This window comes from Serratia silvae (assembly GCF_023282985.1).
Classification (GTDB): Bacteria; Pseudomonadota; Gammaproteobacteria; order Enterobacterales; family Enterobacteriaceae; genus Chania; species Chania silvae.
In genome coordinates this window covers 53,813-73,815 of sequence record NZ_JAGQDC010000005.1, presented here as the reverse complement: position 1 = coordinate 73,815, position 20,003 = coordinate 53,813, and the positions used below count along the sequence as shown (strand labels likewise).

Genomic DNA, 20,003 nt, shown 5'->3' with positions numbered 1-20,003 from the left:
CATATTCACTCATAGGGATTGCTAACGTGAATACGACCTGGCTCCATACTGCGTCACCACTGCCCGACCTGGTGCTGGGTGCATCGCTTTATTTCCCCCCTATATTTAAAGCTTTCTTACTCGGATTAGTCTTCTGGTTACTGGTGCATCATCTGTTGCGCGACTGGATGTACTCCGGTGATATCTGGCACCCCATGTTGATGGATCTCTCCATCTTCGTTATTACCGTCAGCGGTTCCCTGTGGCTCCTCGCGAGTTGGTAGCTCATGAAGCATAAGACATTAAAGTATTTTTCGACGGTTATTGTTTGCGCTATCGCGCTTTGTGCTGGCTGGTGGTTATGGAATTACTACATGCAATCGCCTTGGACACGCGACGGTAAGGTACGGGCAGAGCTGGTCAATATTACCCCGGAAGTCTCTGGCAGATTAGAGAAGATACTGGTTCATGATAACCAGTTCGTCACTGCGGGAAGTCTGATTTTCAGCCTTGACCCAGTGCCTTACCAAATTGCATTGGACAATGCTGAGGCAGCGCTGGCCAAAGCGCAGGCAGATATGGCCAAGGCCGATCATGAAGCTGCACGCCGCCGCAGCCTGCCCCGTAACGTCATCTCTTCTGAAGATCTGGATGAGTCAAACCTGGCCGCCGCTTCAATGAAAGCCTCATATAAGGCGGCGCAGGCGAATCTGGAACAGGCTAAATGGAACCTCAGCAAAACGCGGATCTATGCCCCAACCGACGGTTATATCACCAACTTACAGGCCCGCGTCGGCAACTACGCCACTGCAGGAACACCATTGGTGGCGTTGGTAGACACCCATTCTTTCTATGTGCTCGGTTATTTCGAAGAGACTAAACTCAGGCATATCAGAGAGGGCCGTAAGGCGGATATCGTGTTGTATAACGGCAATATTCAGCTGCAAGGGGTAGTCGAAAGCATTGGCCGGGCCATTTACGACCAAAGCGCCGACAGCAGCAGTGATTTACTGATGGATGTGAAGCCCAATGTGCCTTGGGTGCGCCTGGCGCAACGGGTGCCGGTACGTATCAGGCTGATCGATGTTCCGGCCGATCTGCCTCTGGTAGCCGGTACCACTTGTACCATTTCAATTCATCAGCCGGATTAATGTGTGAACCTGCCTTTTCTTGAATGGAATCGCTCGCCCTGGGGCAAAGCCACCGCAGGGCAGTGGCGCTATGCGTTACGCAATACCTTGGCAATGTGCCTGGCGCTGTGGGTCGCCTTCGTTTTACAGCTGGATGAGCCCTATTGGGCACTGACCTCTGCCGCCGTCGTCAGCTTCCCGACGGTCGGCGGCGTGATCAGCAAGAGCATTGGCCGCATTTTTGGCAGCCTGCTTGGTGCTATGGCTTCACTGCTGATTGCCGGTTGCCTGAACGATCCCTGGTTGTTCAGCCTGTCGATTGCCAGTTGGTTGGGGCTATGTACCTATATTTCCAACCACTACCAGAACAATGTCTCCTACGCCTTTGCCCTGGCGGGCTATACCGCCGCGATCATCGTGTTTGGCACGGTTAACATTACCGACACCCAGCAAATTTTTGATATCACCCAGGCACGCGTCTGTGAGGTGATCACCGGTATCCTCTGTGGCGGTCTGATGATGATGATCCTACCAAGCACCTCAGATGGTGAGGCCCTGCTGGTATCGCTACGCCGCATGCACTTACGCCTGCTGGAACACGCCGCCATGCTGTGGCAACCGGAAATCAGCCTGCGGATGCGTACCTCCCACGAGGGCGTTATCGGCCAGATTCTGACCATGAATCTGCTGCGTATTCAAGCCTTCTGGAGCCATTACCGGCTACGTCGGCAAAACAATATTCTCAACTACATGCTGCACCAGCAATTACGTATCACCAGCGTCATCTCCAGCCTGCGCCGCATGTTGTTAAACTGGCCAGATCGCCCGGAAAACCTGGCGGGGGTGTTGGATCAACTGTTGAATGAATTACGCGATCCCACCACCGATAAATATCGGCTGGCACATATTCTGGTCGCCATCGCCCCTCAGGATCCGGCCGATTATCGCCATCGGGCCTTCTTCTTGCGCCTGCGCCACTTTTGCTGGCTCTATCTGCGATGTACCCGTTGGCTACAACGGCTGGAAAGTGCCACCCAGACCAGCGATATCGAACCACCACGGGTCACTTCACTGGCACGCCATACTGACAGCTATGAAGCCGCCTACAACGGGCTACGCACCTTTTTGTGTATTCTGATCGGTTGCGCTTACTGGATCGCCACCCAATGGGACTCAGGAAGTTCGGCGCTGACGCTAATCGCCATCAGTTGCGTGCTCTATTCCTCTACGCCTTCGCCGATCAAATCCATTACCACCTTACTGAAAGCCGTCTCCCTGCTGTTTGCCTTCTGCTTTGTGATGAAGTTTGGCCTGATGATCCAGATCGACGACTTTTGGGTATTCTGCGCTTTCCTGTTCCCGACCCTAGTCACGATGCAAATGATGAAACTGCAAAATCCGCCCTATGCTCCACTGTGGGGTCAGTTGATCGTGTTTATGGGATCGTTTCTCACCGTGACCAATCCTCCGAGCTACGATTATCAGGGGTATATCAATGACAGTCTCGCCAAGATTGCCGGTGTGCTGTTGGCCGGATTGGCTTTCCAGATCCTGCGGCCAAGCTCAGACAAACGCAAAAGCCGACGCATTATCCGCGCCTTACGCCGTGATTTTATCGATCAGTTGAGTAAGAAACCGCAGCAAAGCGAAAGTCAGTTTGAATCGCGTATCTATCACCGCATCAGTCAACTGAATCAAAGCCTGGATCAGGAGGCTCGCTCCTGGCTATTGCGCTGGGGTGTGGTGTTGTTGAACTGCAGCCACGTGGTCTGGCAGCTACGTGATTGGCAAACCCGATCAGACCCGTTGGCTGCCGTGCGCGACGTCTGTATTCATTGTTTGAAGGGCGTCATGACCGAGAAAGGGGTTCAGCATGCGTCGTTGGACGCCACCTTGCAAGAATTGCAGCGCATGAGCTCTGCGCTTGCCCATCATCCAGAGCAGGCGGCCCGTGATTTGGCTGGTTTGATTTGGCGGCTTTACTGTTCACTGCAACAATTACAGCAGGCGATCATTCCACCACAAGCAACAACAGCGCCCACGCCAGGCTGACGCGGGCGGCTGATTTACTTGATTACGCCGCAGGCGAAGCGATCACCACCGCCCCCCAGAGGTTTGGGTTGATCGGAGTGATTATCCCCCCCGGCGTGTACCATCAGTGCCTTGCCTTCAATTTCGCTGATTTTTTTCAAGCGCGGAGCCAACACCTGGGTGTCAGCCATGCCATCCGCCGTGACATAGATTGCTGGCAAGTCGCCTAAATGCCCGTTGGCATCATAAGGCCCGAGATGCTTGCCGGTTTTCTCAGGATCAAAGTGGCCACCCGCAGCCAGTGCGGCTACCGCCTTGCCATCTTTCATACCCGGCTCGCAGCTGTCTTTCTCATGAACGTGAAAACCGTGCACACCGGCAGGTAAGGCTTTCAGCTGTGGGGTGAACAACAGGCCGTAAGGCGTTTCGCTAATTGTGATTTTACCAATGTCCTGACCAATTCCCTGGCCGGTCACCAGATTCATTTCGACATCAACCGTTGCCGCCTGGGCAACACCACAGGCCATCAAACCCAACGCCGCACACCAATAACGTTTCATCACTCAATCTCCATGCGATAGTTATAGTCCTTAGGGAGTATATACCGTATAAATCTTGCCACAGTTGGAAATAACCGTTAATCAGGGATGCCAGTGAGCCTGTTATAATTTTTTGTGACCTTCCTCCCGTTATTCCTTGGCTTTCTGCCACCTTCCGTCGGCGAATGTCATTAACACAAAGGTACCAGCACCTTTTATTTATTAAGCTGCAAGCTTACTGATAATTAAAAGGAATAGTGCGTGAAAAAGAAAATAACCCCTCTGGTTACGCTGTTTTTAGCCATGTTATGGTTGCCCACCGCGGCGCTATCGCAAACGGTAGCTCCCCTACCGCAGGATCAGGCCAACACAGAACAGACAAAAACGCTGCGCTTTTATCTAGTCCGCCACGGGCAGACTTACTCCAATATCAAGGAGATGACCATCGGCGGCGGCGGTAACGCTCAATTGACACCAAAAGGTCGTTATGACGCCAGCAGTTTAGGGCTGGGTCTGGCAGAAGTGGAATTTATCGCCGGTTATAGCAGCACCTTGGGGCGGGCCTACGAAACCGCCAACCAGATTTTGCGTGGCCGCAACATGCAGGTGAAACAGATTGAAGACCTGAAAGATATCTCGTGGGGCGATGCCGAAGGGGGCCGAATTGACGATCTGACGGATAAATTCGGCCATTCCGGCAACGACTTCGCGTTCTATTTTGGCGATTATAACGATCCAGCCTTCAAATCTCCGGTCAATGCCGAGAATATGGCTAATTTTTCGGCGCGCTTTGAAGGTGCATTACGGCAGATTGCAGCACTGCATCCCGATCAGAATGGCAATATTCTCGTCACTGCCCACTCTTCAATGGCGTTCTACCTGCAAAAATACCGAGCCAACCAACCGCTGGCGGGGTTAGCTAATACCAGCGTCTCGGTGCTGGAGTTAAAGGATGGCCAATTCCATCTCATCGATTTTAATAATACCGATTATCTTAAATCTGGCTACGCCAGAGAAAAGGCTTTGTCACCGCTGGAAATCACTCTGATTGTTAATCCACTGACCCAGTTGCAGCAGGCGGGCGTCATGGAAGGCACCACAGATTCAGACCTTACCGACGCGGGCGAAAAGGCTAACCAGCAATTACACCGCACACTAAAATCCACCCGGTTTATCGCGGCTTATAGCAGCGAGTTGGGGCGTGCCTACAAAACCGCCCAACGCGTGATGGCTGACCATCAAATCCCGGTTCAGCAAGATAGCCAATTGAATGAAATGTTCCTGGGGCACTGGGAGGCCGAAAAGGTGGCAACGCTGAAAAGCGACCAGAGCGAAGCGGCGAGAAACCTGTTCTCAGCAAACAACCTGATCCGCTTTGTTGCGCCAAATGAGGGCGAAAATGGTGAGATCGCCGCCTATCGTTTGGATAGGTTCCTGACAGCTATCGGTCAAAAATATGAGTTTAGCCAAGGTAAAGTGATCGTTTTCACCCACCCTTTAATCCTGAATGCGTTCATTAACAAACGGTTGCCAAACTACTCGTGGCAACCAAACCAAGGGATGCAAGTTGTCACCTTAGCGTATAAAAACGAAACCTTCAGCGTGATGCAAGTGAAGTAGCGGCAAAGGCTGGCACGGTGCCAGCCTTACTAGCTAAACTTAAGGAACGTCGTAACCCAATGCCGCTTTACGAATGCGGAACCACTGCTGGCGGCTCAACGTCAGTTCTTGCGCCTTCAGGGCCGAACGTACCCGTTCGATCTTGCCAGAGCCAATGATTGGCAGCGGTGCCGAAGGCAGACGCATCACCCAGGCATACACCACCTGCTCAATGGTTTCGGCACCTATCTCTTGCGCCACCGTTTGCAACTCATCACGTAGTGGCTGGAACTCAGCATCGCTGAACAGCCGCCCGCCCCCCAAACAAGACCAAGCCATTGGTTTGATACGCAGTTGCTGGCAATGATCCAAGGTTCCGTCGAGGATCGTCGGCTGATAGATCGGGGATATCTCGACCTGGTTGGTCACCAGCGAGAACGGCAGGCGCGACTGCAATAAGGAAAACTGTGCTGGCGTAAAGTTCGAAACGCCGAAATGACGCACCTTACCGCTTTTATGTAGCGCCACAAAGGCTTCTGCTACTTCATCGGCTTCCATCAGCGGATCGGGACGATGGATCAACAATAAATCCAGGTAGTCCGTATGCAGATGTGATAAAGACTGCTCTGCGCTGTGCACGATATGCTCGCGATCGGTAATGTAATGCCCGATCGGGTTACCCGGCTTGGCAGTAGTAGCGATGCCGCATTTTGACACCAGTTCCATCCCCTGGCGCACCGAGGGTTGTAACTTGATAGCCTCGCCAAAAGCCTGTTCGCAGGCATAGCCGCCATAAATATCCGCGTGATCCGCCGTAGTCACCCCCAGCTCAACGTGTTGCTTGATAAACGTCAGCAACTGCTGCGGTGACATGCCCCACTCCATCAAACGCCAGTAGCCGCAAATCATGCGGGAAAACTCGGGTCCCTGTGGCGCCAGTTTAATACGATTCAGCATTTTTAAACCTCATGACAGTAGTTAACGCCAGCATACACAAGCGCCCAAGGCGTAGGAAACGCAAAAGCGGCCTTAGTGGCTTTTACGCACGACAGGTCGAGAAAATCAGCAATAAAGTTAAAACAGCGAGGGCTGCTCTGGCGGGATCTCTTCCGGCTGCTTACCGGTACGCAGTGAGCGCAGGTAACGCTGGCGACACAGGCGCAGGACGTCCTTTTTCTGGGCATCGTTCATTTGCATCCAGCCAAAGCGCTCCTCGCGGCTGCGCAGGCAACCACGACAATAGCCGCGCTCATCGGCCTGGCAAATGCCACGGCACGGGCTGGGAATGTCAAAGAATTCGAGTTGCTGCGCCACACGTCCTCCTGCGTTGTCATGCTAATTGAAGACGTCATCGGGGCCATTGGCAAGTGGCTTTTCCCCATGACGGCGAAAATACTCTCGCAAATAGTGTAGCGCCTGGCGCGTTTTCTCCGGCAGAATCCGTTCCAGAGTCAACGCATGCAGCCGATATGGCGCTGGCCGCCACTGCGGTAACAGGGCGATTAATTCCCCCCGGCGCAGTTCGTCACCAATCTCATACAGCGGCTGGCCGGAAATCCCCAGACCATTGCGGGTAAAGGCCCGGATCACGTTCATGCTACCGCTGACAACCTGCCCCGCCGCCAGACGTAGTTTGAATGTTTCCCCCGCATGATGATGTAAATCGAGATGCAGCCCGTGACCGCTACCAGTGATCCAGCGATGTTGTACCAGTTCCTGCGGCGTTTCTGGCACGCCATGCTGGCTGAGATAACGCGGCGCGGCGCAGAGCACCATTGGCCAGGCAGTCAGCGGGTGAGCGATCAGGTTGGTATCTGCCAGTTGTAAATTCACACGCAGCGAGATATCCACCCGCTGCTCGATCATATCCACCACCTGGTCGTCTGCCAGAATGCGCAGCGTCAGTTTTGGGTGCGCCAGCAGCAAGGGAGCCAGGGCCTCCGCCAAGGGGCCGCTACCGATCCCGACGGTGGTGGCAATGCGTAGTTCGCCCACCAGCGTATCCCGCAGTTCCGCCAGCCGTTGCTCCGCGCGCTGTGCTTCCTGCAACATGGCTTCGCAGCCGGGATAAAAGGCTTCCCCCGCATCGGTCAGTGCCAAACGGCGAGTCGAGCGGTGCAATAACGGCACCCCCAGCGACTTTTCTAACGACCGCATATGCTGACTGACCGCAGAGGGCGTCATCTCTAGCCGACGGGCCGCCGCAACAAAAGATCCCTCGGCCACCACGGTGGCGAATACCGCCATTCGATTCAGTTTATCCATGATTATGAAGTTTTACTTAATCAAGAAAGCATAAATATGGCACTAATCAGCCGCATTGTTAAGGTTTATAGTATTTCTACTGCGCCGCCACTGAGTGGTACGGCAACCCGCTTAACAACATTTCACAGGAGAGACCTCATGAAAGTCGCCATTATTGGAGCAACCGGTTTTGTTGGCCGCCGCGTAGTCGATGAAGCTTTGGCCCGCGGCCTGCAAGTAACCGCCATCGCCCGTCAGAAAAAAGATCTGCCGGATAATGCCAATCTCACCATCGCCCTGGGTGACGTGGCCGACACCCCATGGTTAGTACAACAGTTAGCTGGCCATGACGTGGTGATCAGCGCCTATAACCCAGGTTGGGCGGAAACGGATCTGTATGAGAAAACCGCTAAAGGTGCCCAACAAATCCTGGCGGCGGTAAAACAATCCGCGGTTAAACGCCTGCTGTACGTTGGCGGTGCCGGTAGTCTGGAAGTGGCACCGGGCGTTGAGCTGGTTGATACCCCGCAGTTCCCGGAAAATATTCGCCCAGGGGCCCAAGCGGTACGGGATTTGCGTAATGCCTTGAAAAAAGAAACCCAGTTGGATTGGACCTACCTTTCTCCTGCCGCGTTGCTGGAACCCGGCAAGCGTACCGGCCAGTTCCGTTTGGGCACGACACAATTGCTGATGAAGGGGGACGCACCGGCCAATATTTCGGTAGAAGACCTCGCGGTTGCCATTATCGACGAAGTTGAAAAACCGCAGTTCATCAAGGCACAGTTTACCGCTGCCTATTAATCGTCCGCCAGCGGCTGTAATCGTTGCAGCCGCTGTCCTGCCGCTCACTACGTCTAAGGTTATCTTAAGTTTCATCTGGTAAATTTCGGCGCATTACCTCATGGCAGGAGTCAGATTTGGCAATGCGCTTACGTCAATCATTACAATGCAACAGCTTGGGTTTTATCCTGGCTTGCGCCCTATTCTTCACGCTTTTCCAGAACCTGCTATTTATTCACCAGGCCTGGTCATATATCACCTTTGATAGCGTACATAGCATCATTTTTGCGGCGACTATGCCGGTGGTTATTTTCTGTGCCCTGAATATTATCTTCAGCGTATTAACCATTCCGTTCCTGCGTAAACCCCTGGTTATTCTCTTACTGCTCGGCAGCGCGGCGGCCAACTATTTTATGTTCAGCTACGGCGTGGTGATTGATGGCAATATGATGCAGAACGCCTTCGAGACCAACCCGCAGGAAGCGACGGCGTTGCTCACCCCTCGTATGGGGCTATGGCTGCTGTTGCTGGGTATTTTACCTGCCGTTTTCGTGTGCTTTGTACGCATCAATAAAACCCGCCCTTGGTGGTACATGATTGGCCTGCGCGCGGCCAATGTGATGCTTTCCGTGGTGGTGATCCTGTTGGTTGCGGCGTTGTTCTACAAAGATTACGCCTCACTGATCCGCAACAATAAAAGCGTGGTGAAAATGCTCACCCCAAGCAATTTTGTGGCTGGCGCCATCAAATACGCTCAACACCGTTATTTCCACCAAAATCTGCCGCTGATCAAGATCGGTGAAGATGCCCATTTAGGCCCGGTGATTAGCGGCCAGACCAAGAAGACCTTGGTGATACTCGTGGTCGGCGAAACCGCACGAGCAGAAAATTTTTCGCTAGGTGGTTACTCGCGGGAGACCAACCCCCGTTTGAAGCAGGACAATGTGGTTTATTTCAAAAATGCCAGTTCCTGCGGTACCGAAACGGCTATCTCCGTGCCCTGCATGTTCTCCAACATGCCACGCGGCGATTACGATGCCACCTTGGCTGCCCATCAGGAAGGCCTGTTGGACGTGATGGCCCATGCCGGAGTGAACCTGTTGTGGCGCGATAATGACGGCGGTTGCAAGGGTGCCTGCGATCGTATCCCGCATATCGACATGACCAAGCTGAAGCTTTCACAGGATTGCGATGGCGATGTCTGCATGGATAACGTGCTGCTACATAAACTGGACGATTATATCAACGGCCTGAAAGGGGATGGTGTGATCGTACTGCATCAGATGGGGAGTCACGGCCCGGCCTACTATCGCCGCAGTACGCCAGAATTACATCAGTTCTCACCGACCTGCGACAGCAACCAGATCCAGGACTGCACCCACGAGCAATTGGTGAATACCTACGACAACTCGCTGCTGTACACCGACGCCATGCTGGATAGCACCATCAAGTTGCTGCAACAATACAGCGGCAAATTCAATACGGCGATGGTCTATCTTTCCGATCACGGTGAGTCGCTCGGGGAGAACGGCATGTACCTGCACGGTACGCCTTATATGTTAGCGCCTTCGCAGCAGACCCACGTGCCTTTCCTGATGTGGATGTCAGCCGATTATGAACGCAATTTCGGCATCAATCGCCAATGCCTGCAATCCTTGGCGGACACCGATCAGGTTTCACAGGATAATCTATTCCATACCCTGTTAGGCATGCTAAACGTGCAGACACAGCAATATCAGTCTGACCTGGATATTCTGCAACGCTGTCGCAAGGCTTAACTTCAGCCGCTCTCTCAGGCACAATAGTCTAAACGGGCACCGCATGCAGCTTATCGGGCGCAGCATGCGAGTTAGTTGAAGAGTGCCTGCAACCTCAGCCGGGATTTTTACCGTTTTTTTTATCTGCGACTTGACCTAGACCAATCGGTCTATTATTCTCATTTCCATTATGACAAAACAGACGAATTGCAACGGGGATACCCGAGAACATCTGCTCGCTACCGGCGAAACGCTCAGCCTGCGCCTTGGTTTTACCGGCATGGGCCTAAGTGAGTTGCTCACTACCGCAGGCGTGCCCAAAGGATCGTTCTATCACTATTTTCGCTCGAAGGAAGCCTTCGGCGAAGCGATGTTGCAACGCTATTTTGCCCACTACGACGCCCAAATGCAGGCGCTATTTGCCGCCAACCGCAGCGATGCGCGTAATCAGTTATTAAGTTATTACGCACAGGCCATCAGCTTCCACTGCCGTAGTGAGTGCCATAACGCTTGCCTGGCGGTGAAACTTTCCGCAGAGGTCAGCGATCTTTCTGAACCTATGCGCCATGCGTTGGAAGCGGGCACCAGCCGCGTGATCGGCCATCTGCAAGACGCGATCGAACGCGGGATCCGCGAAGGTTCGCTGGCTGTCACCATGAGCCCGGCGACCACGGCGGAAACGCTGTATTCGCTGTGGTTGGGCGCATCGTTGCGGGCTAAAATCCGCCACTCGGTCGCCCCACTGACCTGTGCGCTGGAAAGTATCGAATTGCTGTTGCGCCCAGCGCAGGCATAACCCCCCTTTTTTTACCCGAAAGACATGTTAGCGATACTGTTTATCATCACTAGTCGACTGGTCTAATACTATAGGATGCACTATGAAGATTGAAAAATTGTTCTCTCCACTCAAAGTTGGCCACACCACCCTACCCAACCGTGTGTTCATGGCTCCGCTGACTCGTCTGCGCAGCATCGAGCCAGGTGACATCCCAACGCCGTTGATGGCGGAGTATTATGCGCAGCGTGCCAGCGCTGGCCTGCTGATCACCGAAGCTACCCAGATTTCTTTCCAGGCGAAAGGTTATGCCGGAGCTCCCGGTCTGCATACCCCAGAACAAATCGCCGCGTGGAAAAAAATCACCCAGGCGGTACATGACAAACAGGGCCATATTGCCGTGCAACTGTGGCACGTAGGCCGCATTTCACATTCCAGCTTGCAGCCGGGCCAGCAGGCTCCCGTGGCGCCTTCAGCGATCAATGCCGAAACCCGCACCACGGTACGTGATGAAACCGGGGCTTGGGTGCGTGTGCCAACGTCTACCCCACGTGCGTTGGAAACCAACGAAATTCCGGGGATCGTCAACGATTTCCGTCAGGCAGCGGCCAACTCGCGTGAAGCCGGTTTTGACTACATTGAACTGCACGCCGCGCACGGTTATCTGCTGCATCAGTTTATGTCACCGGCTTCCAACCAACGTACCGACCAATACGGTGGCAGCATTGAAAACCGTACCCGTCTGACGCTGGAAGTGGTCGATGCCAGCATTGCTGAAATCGGTGCCGATCATGTTGGCATCCGTATCTCACCGTTGGGCCCATTCAATGGCCTGGACAACGGCGAAGATCAAGAAGAAGCGGCGCTGTATCTGATCGAAGAGTTGAACAAGCGCGGTATCGCCTACCTGCATATTTCCGAGCCGGATTGGGCGGGTGGCAAACCTTACTCAACCGCGTTCCGCGATGCAGTAAGAGCGCACTTCCAAGGGGTGATTATTGGTGCAGGTGCCTATACGGCGGAGAAAGCGGAAGAGCTGATCGCCCAAGGCTTTATTGATGCCGTCGCCTTTGGCCGCAGCTATATCGCCAACCCAGATCTGGTGGAACGCTTTAAACAGCAGGCTCCGCTCAATGAGCAGCGTGCCGATTTCTTCTACGGCGGCGGTGCCGAGGGTTATACCGATTACCCAACACTGTAAGGGAATTAAATTGGCTTTGCACTCAGCTAATAAGGTGCGCTAAATACCGCGATATCCCAGGCTGAGGTGGGTGGGAGCCATACAGGTTAGCCGACCGTTGAGCGCATGGACGCGCGATACGAGCCTCCATGGATGGATCCACGGCGTGTCGGCGTTCTGTATGGTTCCCGCCTGCTGCACTATTATCCGCAGCTATTTTTTGTTTGTGACAACGTAACCCACCCCATCACCTACTGCACGCGTTGAATTGCCTTATGCGACAAGGCTATACTGTCTGACACTGTTCAAGTCACCCGCCGTCAGCCGCGGCACATCCAATCAGAGGAAATTATGCGCTTACTCCATACCATGCTCCGTGTCGGCGATCTGCAACGCTCCATCGACTTCTATACCAAGGTATTAGGCATGCGCTTACTGCGTACCAGTGAAAACACCGAGTACAAATACTCGCTGGCTTTCGTAGGTTATAGCGATGAAAGCGAAGGCTCGGTGATCGAGCTGACCTATAACTGGGGTGTCGACAGCTACGACATGGGCTCCGCCTTTGGTCATCTGGCGCTGGGCGTCGATGATGTGGCTGCCACCTGCGACAACATCCGTCAGGCCGGTGGCAAAGTCACCCGCGAAGCCGGTCCAGTCAAGGGCGGCACCACCGTGATTGCCTTCGTCGAAGATCCGGACGGTTACAAAATCGAGCTGATCGAGAACAAGCACGCAGGTCACGGCCTCGGTAACTGAGGTTTCTCCAGGGCGCACCCTGCGCCCTGCTTTCTAACTCCGCTGCACCAAGACTAGAAATTTGTCATAATGCGCGCTGAATTCGCTAAAGATAAGAAACTGATGGCCGAAAAAAGTGATCTTAACGCCCTGAGTGGCCGTTTCCGCGGGTTTTATCCCGTTGTGATTGATGTGGAAACCGCCGGGTTTCATGCTCAGACCGATGCGCTGCTAGAGATTGCCGCCGTCACGCTGAAAATGGATGAGAATGGCTGGTTACAGCAAGATGAAACACTGCATTTTCATGTAGAGCCGTTTGAAGGGGCGAACCTGCAACCGGAAGCGCTGGCCTTCAACGGTATCGATCCACATAACCCACTGCGTGGTGCAGTGAGTGAATATGATGCTCTGCATGCGATTTTCAAAGCCGTACGTAAAGGCCTTAAGGATCAAGGATGTAACCGGGCGATCATCGTGGCGCATAATGCCAATTTTGATCACAGTTTCCTGATGGCTGCCGCCGAACGTGCCGGCCTGAAGCGCAACCCGTTCCATCCATTCGCCACCTTTGATACCGCTGCGCTTAGCGGGCTGGTATTGGGCCAGACGGTGCTGGCCAAAGCCTGTATTGCCGCCGGTATGCCGTTTGACAGCAGCCAGGCACACTCAGCACTTTATGATACCCAGCAAACCGCCCAGTTGTTCTGTGAACTGGTCAACCGCTGGAAACGCCTTGGCGGCTGGCCGATTGCCAACAGCCATAATGACGGCGCGGAGTAACTTAAAACGTATACCCTATGGATTTCAAGCCGCAGCTAGGCGACAAGCTTGCTCATCCCCAGGATCTTACTTTTGTAAGTGACTGGGGTGCGCAAGTGCGGGTAACAACGCTGCGGCTTGAAAGATAACGGGTATAAAAAAATCGGGCGGCACTGTTAACAGTACCGCCCGATTTTATCTGGTAAACCCCTCGCCATTAAGGCTGTTGGTCTTCCTGATCTTTATATTTCTCGGCCGTTTCTTTGATCAACGGCTGCAGTTCACCACGCTGGTACATCTCGATGATGATATCGCAGCCGCCAACCAGTTCGCCATCGACCCACAGCTGCGGGAAGGTTGGCCAGTTGGCGTATTTTGGCAGCTCGGCGCGGATATCCGGGTTTTGCAGAATATCAACATAGGCAAAACGTTCGCCACAGGCTGACAGCGCCTGCACGGCCTGAGCAGAGAAACCGCAGCTTGGCAATTTCGGTGAGCCTTTCATATACAGCAGGATCGGGTTGGCAGAAATTTGCTGCTGAATTTTTTCAATCGTCGTCATTATTGCTTCCTCAAGCCACATCATGGCTACAACATGCATCACACTGGCTATTGTAGCGGTAGGACCGGTGCCAAGAAAACGCCATCTTTTGCAGGGACATTTTCTAATTGCCGCAACAAACGTAGCGGTCACACCGAACCGGATAAAACATGGCCTCAGAATAACATTTTTAATCCGACCGTTTCACTATTATATTTACGCCGCCCTATACTGGCGTGGATTAAGTCAAACGCATGAACTCTGTCGCTTTTTTAGGCACCAGGCGTTTGATTTTGCAACAATAAAAATGCCATTAACGTTTTCTCACAATATGGATTAGTATTTATAAGATCCGTGCTGTTTTATAGGGTGAATTTCGGGAATACTGTGACTCATTCAATTTTTGTTTCGGGGCCAAGGTTGGTAACATCGACATGCGGTTAATTATTACACTTTTTGTGCTGCTGTTTACGCAGCTCTTCTTCAATCTGGCGCACGCTGCGCCACAGGCACGTGTTTCTGCCGAGCAGCGCAAGAGTCACGTTAATGAAGCCCGGTCAGACGACCGCAAGAAAAAGAAAGCGGTGAAAGCCAATAAAAAAGTGAAGGCAGCCTCCCCTCCGAAAACGGTAAAAAACAAACCAGCAACCTTAAAAACCGCAAAAAAAACCACCAGCGTTAAAACCAAAAGCCAGGCAACCAAAACGGCCAAACTCAAAGTAACCCCGCCTAAAAAAGGCTATAAAAAAGGTTATGGTCGCCATCGTGAAGAAGGCAAGGCTACGGCAAAATTGGCTGGCCGCGAAGAACCGTTGAAACTTTCCGCCGCCCACAAAAAACGTTATCAGCACGCCAAGCAGACCGCCATGGCCAAGCTGATGGGGCAAATGGGTAAACCCTACCGCTGGGGTGGGTCTTCACCCGGCACTGGCTTCGACTGTAGCGGGCTGATTTATTACGCGTACAAAGACGTAGTGAAAATCAAAATGCCGCGTACTGCCAACGAAATGTACCACCTGCGTGATGCTGCGCCGATCAAGCGTAATGAGTTGGAGAAGGGCGACCTGGTGTTCTTCCGTATCAATAACCGTGGCACAGCCGATCACGTTGGCGTCTATCTTGGTAACGGTAAGTTCATCCAGTCACCGCGTACCGGTGAAGAAATTCGCATCAGTCAGTTGGATAACGACTATTGGCAGAACCATTACATTGGCGCCCGCCGCGTAGTGACCCCAACCACTATTCGTTGACCTATCACGGCTGAGTCTGCTGCTCGGCCGTACTTTCCCCAAAAAAACAAAAAGCTGCTGCGACTTTAATCAATCAGTCACTTGGCACACTTTGGATGTTCTTTTCGCCCGGAAAGTTGTTAAGATTAATAACCATAACAAAAGTGGTGCAATTGCGTTTTTTCGCCCTCGGCCACTCAGGCCAGCAGCATCGGAGAAGCGTATTGGCTATAAAAGGAGAAAGCAATGTCGTTTGAATTACCTGCATTACCGTATGAGAAAAATGCTCTCGAACCGCACATTTCCGCAGAAACGCTGGAATACCACTATGGCAAACACCATAACACCTACGTGGTTAACCTGAACAACCTAGTGAAAGGCAGCGAGTTCGAAGGAAAATCTCTGGTCGAGATCATCAAAACCTCCACCGGAGGCGTGTTCAACAACGCCGCTCAGGTCTGGAACCATACCTTCTATTGGCACTGTTTATCACCGCAAGGGGGTGGCGAGCCAACGGGCGCAGTGGCTGAGGCCATCAATAAGTCATTCGGCTCTTTCGCCGCCTTTAAAGAACAGTTCACCGATGCCGCCGTGAAAAACTTCGGCGCTGGCTGGACCTGGCTGGTGAAAAAAGCCGACGGTAGTCTGGCGATCGTCAGCACCTCGAATGCGGCAACCCCGCTGACGGGCGCAGACGTTCCGTTATTGACCGTTGACGTATGGGAACATGCTTACTATATCGACTACCGCAATGCGCGGCCAAAGTACCTGGAAAACTTCTGGGCGTTGGTAAACTGGGCGTTCGTGGCAAAAAACCTGGCTTAACGACGGGTGACTAGCTAGTAATAAGGCGCGGCATCAAGCTGCGCCTTTGTTTTTTTGCTGTGGATCAGTTCAATGCGGCAACAAAACTGAAAGCAATAATCATTGCCAAAGCACCCACGGTGGTGAGTAATGACATCTTCAGATCGGTATCCATTTACAACTCCCTCTCAGATTGGCTTTTCCAGAGCATAAGCTACACAGTTAATACGTCAAATCATTTTCCCACAGTTCGTGATTAAAATCTTGTTATGATTTCCCCGCGGATAAATACCGATTAGCTCTTCCACTTTTCGTCAATATGCGACAAAATCCGCAGTTCACAACTGCGTACCGATAAACTGCCCCTTCCTGTTCAAGCGATTTACGACTTCAGCACTAAAAACTCAGTTTTCGCTTATCTGAGAAAGGATCTACGCAGGCAAACGATTAACATCATACTTACATGCTGTAACATGTGGGTTTAGGAGTCATTTTTTACATGGCAACGATTAAAGATGTGGCCAAACGCGCTGGCGTTTCTACCACTACCGTTTCGCACGTTATCAATAAAACGCGCTTCGTCGCCGAAGATACCAAAACGGCCGTTTGGGCCGCCATCAAAGAGCTGCACTATTCACCCAGCGCCGTCGCCCGCAGCCTGAAGGTCAACCACACCAAATCGATCGGTTTGCTCGCCACCTCGAGTGAGGCCCCCTATTTTGCCGAAGTGATCGAAGCGGTAGAAAACAGCTGCTACAGTAAAGGCTATACCCTGATCCTGTGTAACTCGCACAATAACCTGGATAAACAGCAAGCCTATCTGGCGATGCTGGCGCAAAAACGCGTCGATGGCCTGCTGATCATGTGCTCAGAATATCCAGATAAGCTGCTGGGCATGCTGGAGGATTACCGTAATATTCCCATGGTGGTGATGGACTGGGGTACCGCGCACGGAGACTTCACCGATACCATTATCGACAACTCCTTCGAAGGCGGTTACCTGGCAGGCCGCTACCTGATTGAACGTGGCCACCGGGACATCGGTGCCATTCCTGGTCAACTGGCGCGTAATACCGGCGGTGGTCGCCACCAGGGCTTTCTGAAAGCCATGAAGGAAGCGCACATCGAAGTGCGTGAAGAATGGATCGTGCAAGGGGATTTCGAGCCCGAATCTGGCTACAAAGCCATGCATCAGATCCTGTCGCAAAAGCATCGGCCAACCGCCGTTTTCTGTGGCGGTGACATTATGGCCATGGGGGCGATCTGCGCCGCCGATGAACTAGGGCTGCGTGTACCCCAGGATATCTCGGTCATTGGCTACGATAACGTGCGTAATGCCCGCTACTTCACCCCGGCGCTGACCACCGTTCACCAGCCAAAAGAGCGCCTGGGTGAGATGGCCTTCACCATGCTGTTGGATCGCATCATCAGCAAACGTGAAGAATCACAGGTGATTGAAGTTCACCCAAAACTCATTGAGCGCCGCTCCGTCGCCGATGGTCCTTTTGTCGATTACCGTCGTTAACCCTCCATAGGGCGTTGCATGGCATGCTGCGCCCGCTTAGCGACGAACGGCATCCAGTATCCCTTCACTGAGCCATTCCTGATTGAGCGTTTCGCTGTCGCCCAGATAGTCTAACAGCCAGGCCATGGCCGGTGACTGGGCGTTTTGCTGCCAGGTCAGGCAGCAGGCACTGGGTGGGAAAGGCTCATACAGCGGTAACACTACCAGTTCGCCACTTTGTACCAACGGCAATACCTGATGTGCGGGCACCATGCCCACACATAGCCCGGCACGCAAACAGTCTACCGCCGAAACCCAATCCGGTACGGTAAGCCGCCGCTGGTTGTCCAACGACCAAGTCACCCGTTTGGGCAAATTGCGCGAAGTATCTTCCAACAGCAATGAGGGATAAGGCCGTAGCTGATCGTCGCGCAGTTTTCCTTGCAAAGCGGCCAGCGGATGCTTTGCATGCACTACGCAGAGCCAATTCATAAAGCCCATATCGCGAAAGGCAAAACCGCCACCTACCGGCACCGCCCGCGTTGCACCAATGGCCATCTCAGCACGGCCATCCACCAGGGCATCCCACACACCGTTGAAGACTTCCGGCTGTACCATCAGCTCCACATCGGGGAAATGACGATAAAAATCCAGCACCAATTGGCGACTACGCTGGGGTTTGACGATCAGATCGACCGCAATCCTCAGTTGCCCACGCCAACCGTTGGCCACCTGTTGGCACTGTCGTCGGGTATCGAGCATTTTTTTGATAACAACCCGCGCTTCTTTAATAAACAGTGATCCCGCCGGCGTCAGCTCTACATCGCGGTGACGGCGTTCAAACAGCGGCACCGCCAGCCATTGCTCCAGTTGCCGTACCGTATAGCTCACCGCAGAAGGAACACGGTGCAACTCCTGTGCCGCTGCGCTGAAACTACCGGTCCGCGCTACGGCATCTACCACATCGAGTGAATATTCAGACCACATAACCTTGCCTTCAAATTTTTTAACAGCACTTTGCAAATATTACCGTTTCACAAGCAGAGATCCAGCCGTATACACTTGCCGGCGCTTCAGAACCTGCGACAACATAATTTTAACGAGAAATAGCAATGCGAAATTTTGGATTTATGTTCTACCTGGCTGGCCTGAGTATGCTGGGCTATCTGGCAACCGATATGTACCTGCCCGCCTTCGGGGCAATGCAGCAGGATCTGCAAATCTCCGCAGGGGCGATCAGCGCCAGCCTGAGTATCTTCCTGGCAGGCTTTGCCTTCGCCCAGTTGCTGTGGGGACCGCTATCCGACCGTATTGGCCGTAAGCCCGTGTTATTGATAGGCCTGGCCCTGTTCGCCGTCGGCTGTCTCGGTATGCTGTGGGTCGAGAACGTGGCGCAACTGTGGTCACTGCGCTTTATTCAGGCTATTGGCGTGTGTTCCGCCGCCGTTACCTGGCAGGCGATCGTGGTCGATCGCTACCGCGATGGCAAAGCTAACCGCGTTTTCGCCTCCATTATGCCGCTGGTCGCCCTCTCTCCGGCGCTGGCCCCACTGCTGGGAGCCTGGTTGCTAAACCATATGGGATGGAGAGCTATCTTCGCCGTGCTGCTGGGGATTACCGCACTGCTGCTTCTCCCCACCTTATTGCTGAAAGACCGTAGCAAACGGGTGCCTTCTGCCGATAAGAAGGCCAACCTTGGCTTTATGCAGATCTTAAAATCCCCGGTATTCAGCGGCAACGTGATGGTTTTTGCCGCCTGCTCTGCCGGTTTCTTCGCCTGGCTGACGGGATCACCCTTTATCCTCGGCGATATGGGGTATAGCCCAAACGATATCGGCCTGAGCTATGTGCCACAAACGCTGGCTTTCTTATTAGGGGGTTACGGCTGCCGTAGCGCATTAAATCGCATTTCTGGCAAAACCTTGCTGCCGTGGTTGCTGTTAGCTTATGGCATCAGCATGGTAGCGTTGTATCTGATCGCCACGCTAAGTGAACCGACTTTGACCACGCTGCTGATACCGTTCTGCTTTATGGCGTTAGTCAACGGTGCCAGCTACCCTATTCTAGTGGCCAATGCGTTGATGCCCTTCCCCAACAACAGTGGCAAAGCCGCTGCGCTGCAAAACACGCTACAGTTGGGATTATGTTTTCTAGCCAGCCTGTTGGTTTCGGCATTTATCGCCCAGCCGCTGTTAGCCACAGCCACCGTAATGGTTGCCACCGTATTTTTGGCAGCCTTGGGCTACCTGATCCAGCGTGGGAAAGGAACGGATGAAACGCAGGTGACACGGCAGGATCGTGCCGACTCAGTGTCATAATAACTCTAATAAATAGTCACTTAATGAAACTTATTGCCGAGCGCGATTTGCAGTTGAGTCTACGCCTCGGCAAGCCTATACTCGAAAACGACCTTT

At 53.1% G+C, this 20,003-nt stretch carries 21 protein-coding genes; 14 read left to right on the top strand and 7 right to left on the bottom strand.

Going from position 1 to position 20,003, the window contains the following annotated elements; translation table 11 throughout:
• Nucleotides 1–26 precede the first annotated feature (26 nt).
• Genes KAJ71_RS08385 through KAJ71_RS08375 form a run of 3 tightly spaced genes read left to right on the top strand, consistent with a single transcriptional unit; the run spans nucleotide 27 to nucleotide 3,161 of the window.
• Nucleotides 27–263 (top strand): DUF1656 domain-containing protein, encoded by a 237-nt coding sequence (locus KAJ71_RS08385; RefSeq protein WP_248945295.1) that lies wholly within the window; start codon nucleotides 27–29, stop codon nucleotides 261–263.
• A 3-nt stretch (nucleotides 264–266) separates the two neighbouring features.
• On the top strand, nucleotides 267–1,130 hold the full coding sequence (locus tag KAJ71_RS08380) for an efflux RND transporter periplasmic adaptor subunit (RefSeq protein ID WP_248945294.1): 864 nt from the start codon (nucleotides 267–269) through the stop codon (nucleotides 1,128–1,130).
• A 3-nt stretch (nucleotides 1,131–1,133) separates the two neighbouring features.
• Entirely contained in the window at nucleotides 1,134–3,161 is a 2,028-nt protein-coding gene (locus KAJ71_RS08375) for an FUSC family protein (protein ID WP_248945293.1), read from the top strand.
• A 14-nt stretch (nucleotides 3,162–3,175) separates the two neighbouring features.
• Here the strand turns inward: KAJ71_RS08375 and sodC are convergent, their stop codons facing one another.
• Nucleotides 3,176–3,700, bottom strand: coding sequence for a superoxide dismutase [Cu-Zn] SodC (gene sodC, locus KAJ71_RS08370; RefSeq protein WP_248945292.1), 525 nt, complete (start codon nucleotides 3,698–3,700; stop codon nucleotides 3,176–3,178).
• Nucleotides 3,701–3,940: 240 nt separating this feature from the next.
• Between sodC and KAJ71_RS08365 the strand changes: the two genes are divergently transcribed.
• Nucleotides 3,941–5,299: a histidine phosphatase family protein gene (locus KAJ71_RS08365; protein ID WP_248945291.1), complete on the top strand. Its 1,359-nt coding sequence runs from the start codon at nucleotides 3,941–3,943 to the stop codon at nucleotides 5,297–5,299.
• Nucleotides 5,300–5,338: 39 nt separating this feature from the next.
• Here KAJ71_RS08365 and KAJ71_RS08360 read toward each other — a convergent pair whose 3' ends face one another.
• From KAJ71_RS08360 to KAJ71_RS08350, 3 genes are all read right to left on the bottom strand, one after another.
• Complete coding sequence (locus KAJ71_RS08360) at nucleotides 5,339–6,235, bottom strand: aldo/keto reductase (RefSeq protein WP_248945290.1); 897 nt, start codon at nucleotides 6,233–6,235, stop codon at nucleotides 5,339–5,341.
• Nucleotides 6,236–6,352: 117 nt separating this feature from the next.
• Nucleotides 6,353–6,592 (bottom strand): DUF1289 domain-containing protein, encoded by a 240-nt coding sequence (locus KAJ71_RS08355; protein ID WP_248945289.1) that lies wholly within the window; start codon nucleotides 6,590–6,592, stop codon nucleotides 6,353–6,355.
• Nucleotides 6,593–6,613: 21 nt separating this feature from the next.
• Complete coding sequence (locus KAJ71_RS08350; RefSeq protein ID WP_248945288.1) at nucleotides 6,614–7,543, bottom strand: LysR substrate-binding domain-containing protein; 930 nt, start codon at nucleotides 7,541–7,543, stop codon at nucleotides 6,614–6,616.
• 138 nt (nucleotides 7,544–7,681) lie between these two features.
• Here KAJ71_RS08350 and KAJ71_RS08345 point away from each other — a divergent pair, with 138 nt between their 5' ends.
• The 6 genes from KAJ71_RS08345 to rnt all read left to right on the top strand — a co-directional run bounded on the left by KAJ71_RS08345 (nucleotide 7,682) and on the right by rnt (nucleotide 13,532).
• Nucleotides 7,682–8,323, top strand: coding sequence for an NAD(P)-dependent oxidoreductase (locus tag KAJ71_RS08345; protein ID WP_248945287.1), 642 nt, complete (start codon nucleotides 7,682–7,684; stop codon nucleotides 8,321–8,323).
• Nucleotides 8,324–8,445: 122 nt separating this feature from the next.
• Nucleotides 8,446–10,080, top strand: coding sequence for a phosphoethanolamine transferase EptA (eptA, locus tag KAJ71_RS08340; protein ID WP_248945286.1), 1,635 nt, complete (start codon nucleotides 8,446–8,448; stop codon nucleotides 10,078–10,080).
• A gap of 169 nt (nucleotides 10,081–10,249) precedes the next feature.
• Nucleotides 10,250–10,855, top strand: coding sequence for a TetR/AcrR family transcriptional regulator (locus KAJ71_RS08335; protein ID WP_248945285.1), 606 nt, complete (start codon nucleotides 10,250–10,252; stop codon nucleotides 10,853–10,855).
• Nucleotides 10,856–10,937: 82 nt separating this feature from the next.
• The gene (locus tag KAJ71_RS08330; RefSeq protein WP_248945284.1) at nucleotides 10,938–12,035 is read left to right on the top strand and encodes an alkene reductase; all 1,098 of its coding nucleotides are present in this window, start codon (nucleotides 10,938–10,940) and stop codon (nucleotides 12,033–12,035) included.
• Nucleotides 12,036–12,365: 330 nt separating this feature from the next.
• Nucleotides 12,366–12,773, top strand: coding sequence for a lactoylglutathione lyase (gene gloA / locus KAJ71_RS08325; protein ID WP_021178093.1), 408 nt, complete (start codon nucleotides 12,366–12,368; stop codon nucleotides 12,771–12,773).
• Between the two features lie 69 nt (nucleotides 12,774–12,842).
• Nucleotides 12,843–13,532 carry a ribonuclease T gene (gene rnt / locus KAJ71_RS08320; RefSeq protein ID WP_248945283.1) on the top strand — a complete coding sequence of 230 codons (690 nt, stop codon included), beginning with the start codon at nucleotides 12,843–12,845 and terminating at the stop codon, nucleotides 13,530–13,532.
• A gap of 196 nt (nucleotides 13,533–13,728) precedes the next feature.
• On the opposite strand, the gene KAJ71_RS08315 is transcribed toward rnt, so the two are convergent.
• A complete protein-coding gene (locus KAJ71_RS08315; RefSeq protein ID WP_172413932.1) occupies nucleotides 13,729–14,076 on the bottom strand; it encodes a Grx4 family monothiol glutaredoxin in 348 nt (115 codons plus the stop codon).
• A 410-nt stretch (nucleotides 14,077–14,486) separates the two neighbouring features.
• On the opposite strand from KAJ71_RS08315, the gene KAJ71_RS08310 reads away from it, so the two are divergent.
• Together KAJ71_RS08310 and sodB are read left to right on the top strand one after the other, a co-directional pair.
• A complete protein-coding gene (locus tag KAJ71_RS08310) occupies nucleotides 14,487–15,302 on the top strand; it encodes a C40 family peptidase (RefSeq protein ID WP_248945282.1) in 816 nt (271 codons plus the stop codon).
• 225 nt (nucleotides 15,303–15,527) lie between these two features.
• Nucleotides 15,528–16,106 (top strand): superoxide dismutase [Fe], encoded by a 579-nt coding sequence (gene sodB, locus KAJ71_RS08305; protein WP_248945281.1) that lies wholly within the window; start codon nucleotides 15,528–15,530, stop codon nucleotides 16,104–16,106.
• Nucleotides 16,107–16,170: 64 nt separating this feature from the next.
• Here the strand turns inward: sodB and cydH are convergent, their stop codons facing one another.
• On the bottom strand, nucleotides 16,171–16,260 hold the full coding sequence (gene cydH / locus KAJ71_RS08300; RefSeq protein ID WP_248945280.1) for a cytochrome bd-I oxidase subunit CydH: 90 nt from the start codon (nucleotides 16,258–16,260) through the stop codon (nucleotides 16,171–16,173).
• A gap of 324 nt (nucleotides 16,261–16,584) precedes the next feature.
• Here cydH and purR point away from each other — a divergent pair, with 324 nt between their 5' ends.
• A complete protein-coding gene (purR, locus tag KAJ71_RS08295) occupies nucleotides 16,585–17,610 on the top strand; it encodes an HTH-type transcriptional repressor PurR (RefSeq protein WP_248945279.1) in 1,026 nt (341 codons plus the stop codon).
• Between the two features lie 36 nt (nucleotides 17,611–17,646).
• Here purR and punR read toward each other — a convergent pair whose 3' ends face one another.
• Nucleotides 17,647–18,576 (bottom strand): DNA-binding transcriptional activator PunR, encoded by a 930-nt coding sequence (punR, locus tag KAJ71_RS08290; RefSeq protein ID WP_248945278.1) that lies wholly within the window; start codon nucleotides 18,574–18,576, stop codon nucleotides 17,647–17,649.
• A 125-nt stretch (nucleotides 18,577–18,701) separates the two neighbouring features.
• Between punR and punC the strand changes: the two genes are divergently transcribed.
• Entirely contained in the window at nucleotides 18,702–19,907 is a 1,206-nt protein-coding gene (gene punC, locus KAJ71_RS08285; RefSeq protein WP_248945277.1) for a purine nucleoside transporter PunC, read from the top strand.
• The last annotated feature ends 96 nt before the right edge of the window (nucleotides 19,908–20,003 follow it).

What these genes read in the sequence shown, in the direction of transcription:
- KAJ71_RS08380 (WP_248945294.1), top strand. Translation starts at nt 267, where the DNA reads ATGAAGCATAAGACATTAAAGTATTTTTCGACGGTTATTGTTTGCGCT.
- sodC (WP_248945292.1), bottom strand. Translation starts at nt 3,700, where the DNA reads ATGAAACGTTATTGGTGTGCGGCGTTGGGTTTGATGGCCTGTGGTGTT.
- KAJ71_RS08360 (WP_248945290.1), bottom strand. Translation starts at nt 6,235, where the DNA reads ATGCTGAATCGTATTAAACTGGCGCCACAGGGACCCGAGTTTTCCCGC.
- KAJ71_RS08350 (WP_248945288.1), bottom strand. Translation starts at nt 7,543, where the DNA reads ATGGATAAACTGAATCGAATGGCGGTATTCGCCACCGTGGTGGCCGAG.
- KAJ71_RS08345 (WP_248945287.1), top strand. Translation starts at nt 7,682, where the DNA reads ATGAAAGTCGCCATTATTGGAGCAACCGGTTTTGTTGGCCGCCGCGTA.
- eptA (WP_248945286.1), top strand. Translation starts at nt 8,446, where the DNA reads ATGCGCTTACGTCAATCATTACAATGCAACAGCTTGGGTTTTATCCTG.
- KAJ71_RS08335 (WP_248945285.1), top strand. Translation starts at nt 10,250, where the DNA reads ATGACAAAACAGACGAATTGCAACGGGGATACCCGAGAACATCTGCTC.
- KAJ71_RS08330 (WP_248945284.1), top strand. Translation starts at nt 10,938, where the DNA reads ATGAAGATTGAAAAATTGTTCTCTCCACTCAAAGTTGGCCACACCACC.
- gloA (WP_021178093.1), top strand. Translation starts at nt 12,366, where the DNA reads ATGCGCTTACTCCATACCATGCTCCGTGTCGGCGATCTGCAACGCTCC.
- rnt (WP_248945283.1), top strand. Translation starts at nt 12,843, where the DNA reads ATGCGCGCTGAATTCGCTAAAGATAAGAAACTGATGGCCGAAAAAAGT.
- KAJ71_RS08310 (WP_248945282.1), top strand. Translation starts at nt 14,487, where the DNA reads ATGCGGTTAATTATTACACTTTTTGTGCTGCTGTTTACGCAGCTCTTC.
- sodB (WP_248945281.1), top strand. Translation starts at nt 15,528, where the DNA reads ATGTCGTTTGAATTACCTGCATTACCGTATGAGAAAAATGCTCTCGAA.
- cydH (WP_248945280.1), bottom strand. Translation starts at nt 16,260, where the DNA reads ATGGATACCGATCTGAAGATGTCATTACTCACCACCGTGGGTGCTTTG.
- purR (WP_248945279.1), top strand. Translation starts at nt 16,585, where the DNA reads ATGGCAACGATTAAAGATGTGGCCAAACGCGCTGGCGTTTCTACCACT.
- punR (WP_248945278.1), bottom strand. Translation starts at nt 18,576, where the DNA reads ATGTGGTCTGAATATTCACTCGATGTGGTAGATGCCGTAGCGCGGACC.
- punC (WP_248945277.1), top strand. Translation starts at nt 18,702, where the DNA reads ATGCGAAATTTTGGATTTATGTTCTACCTGGCTGGCCTGAGTATGCTG.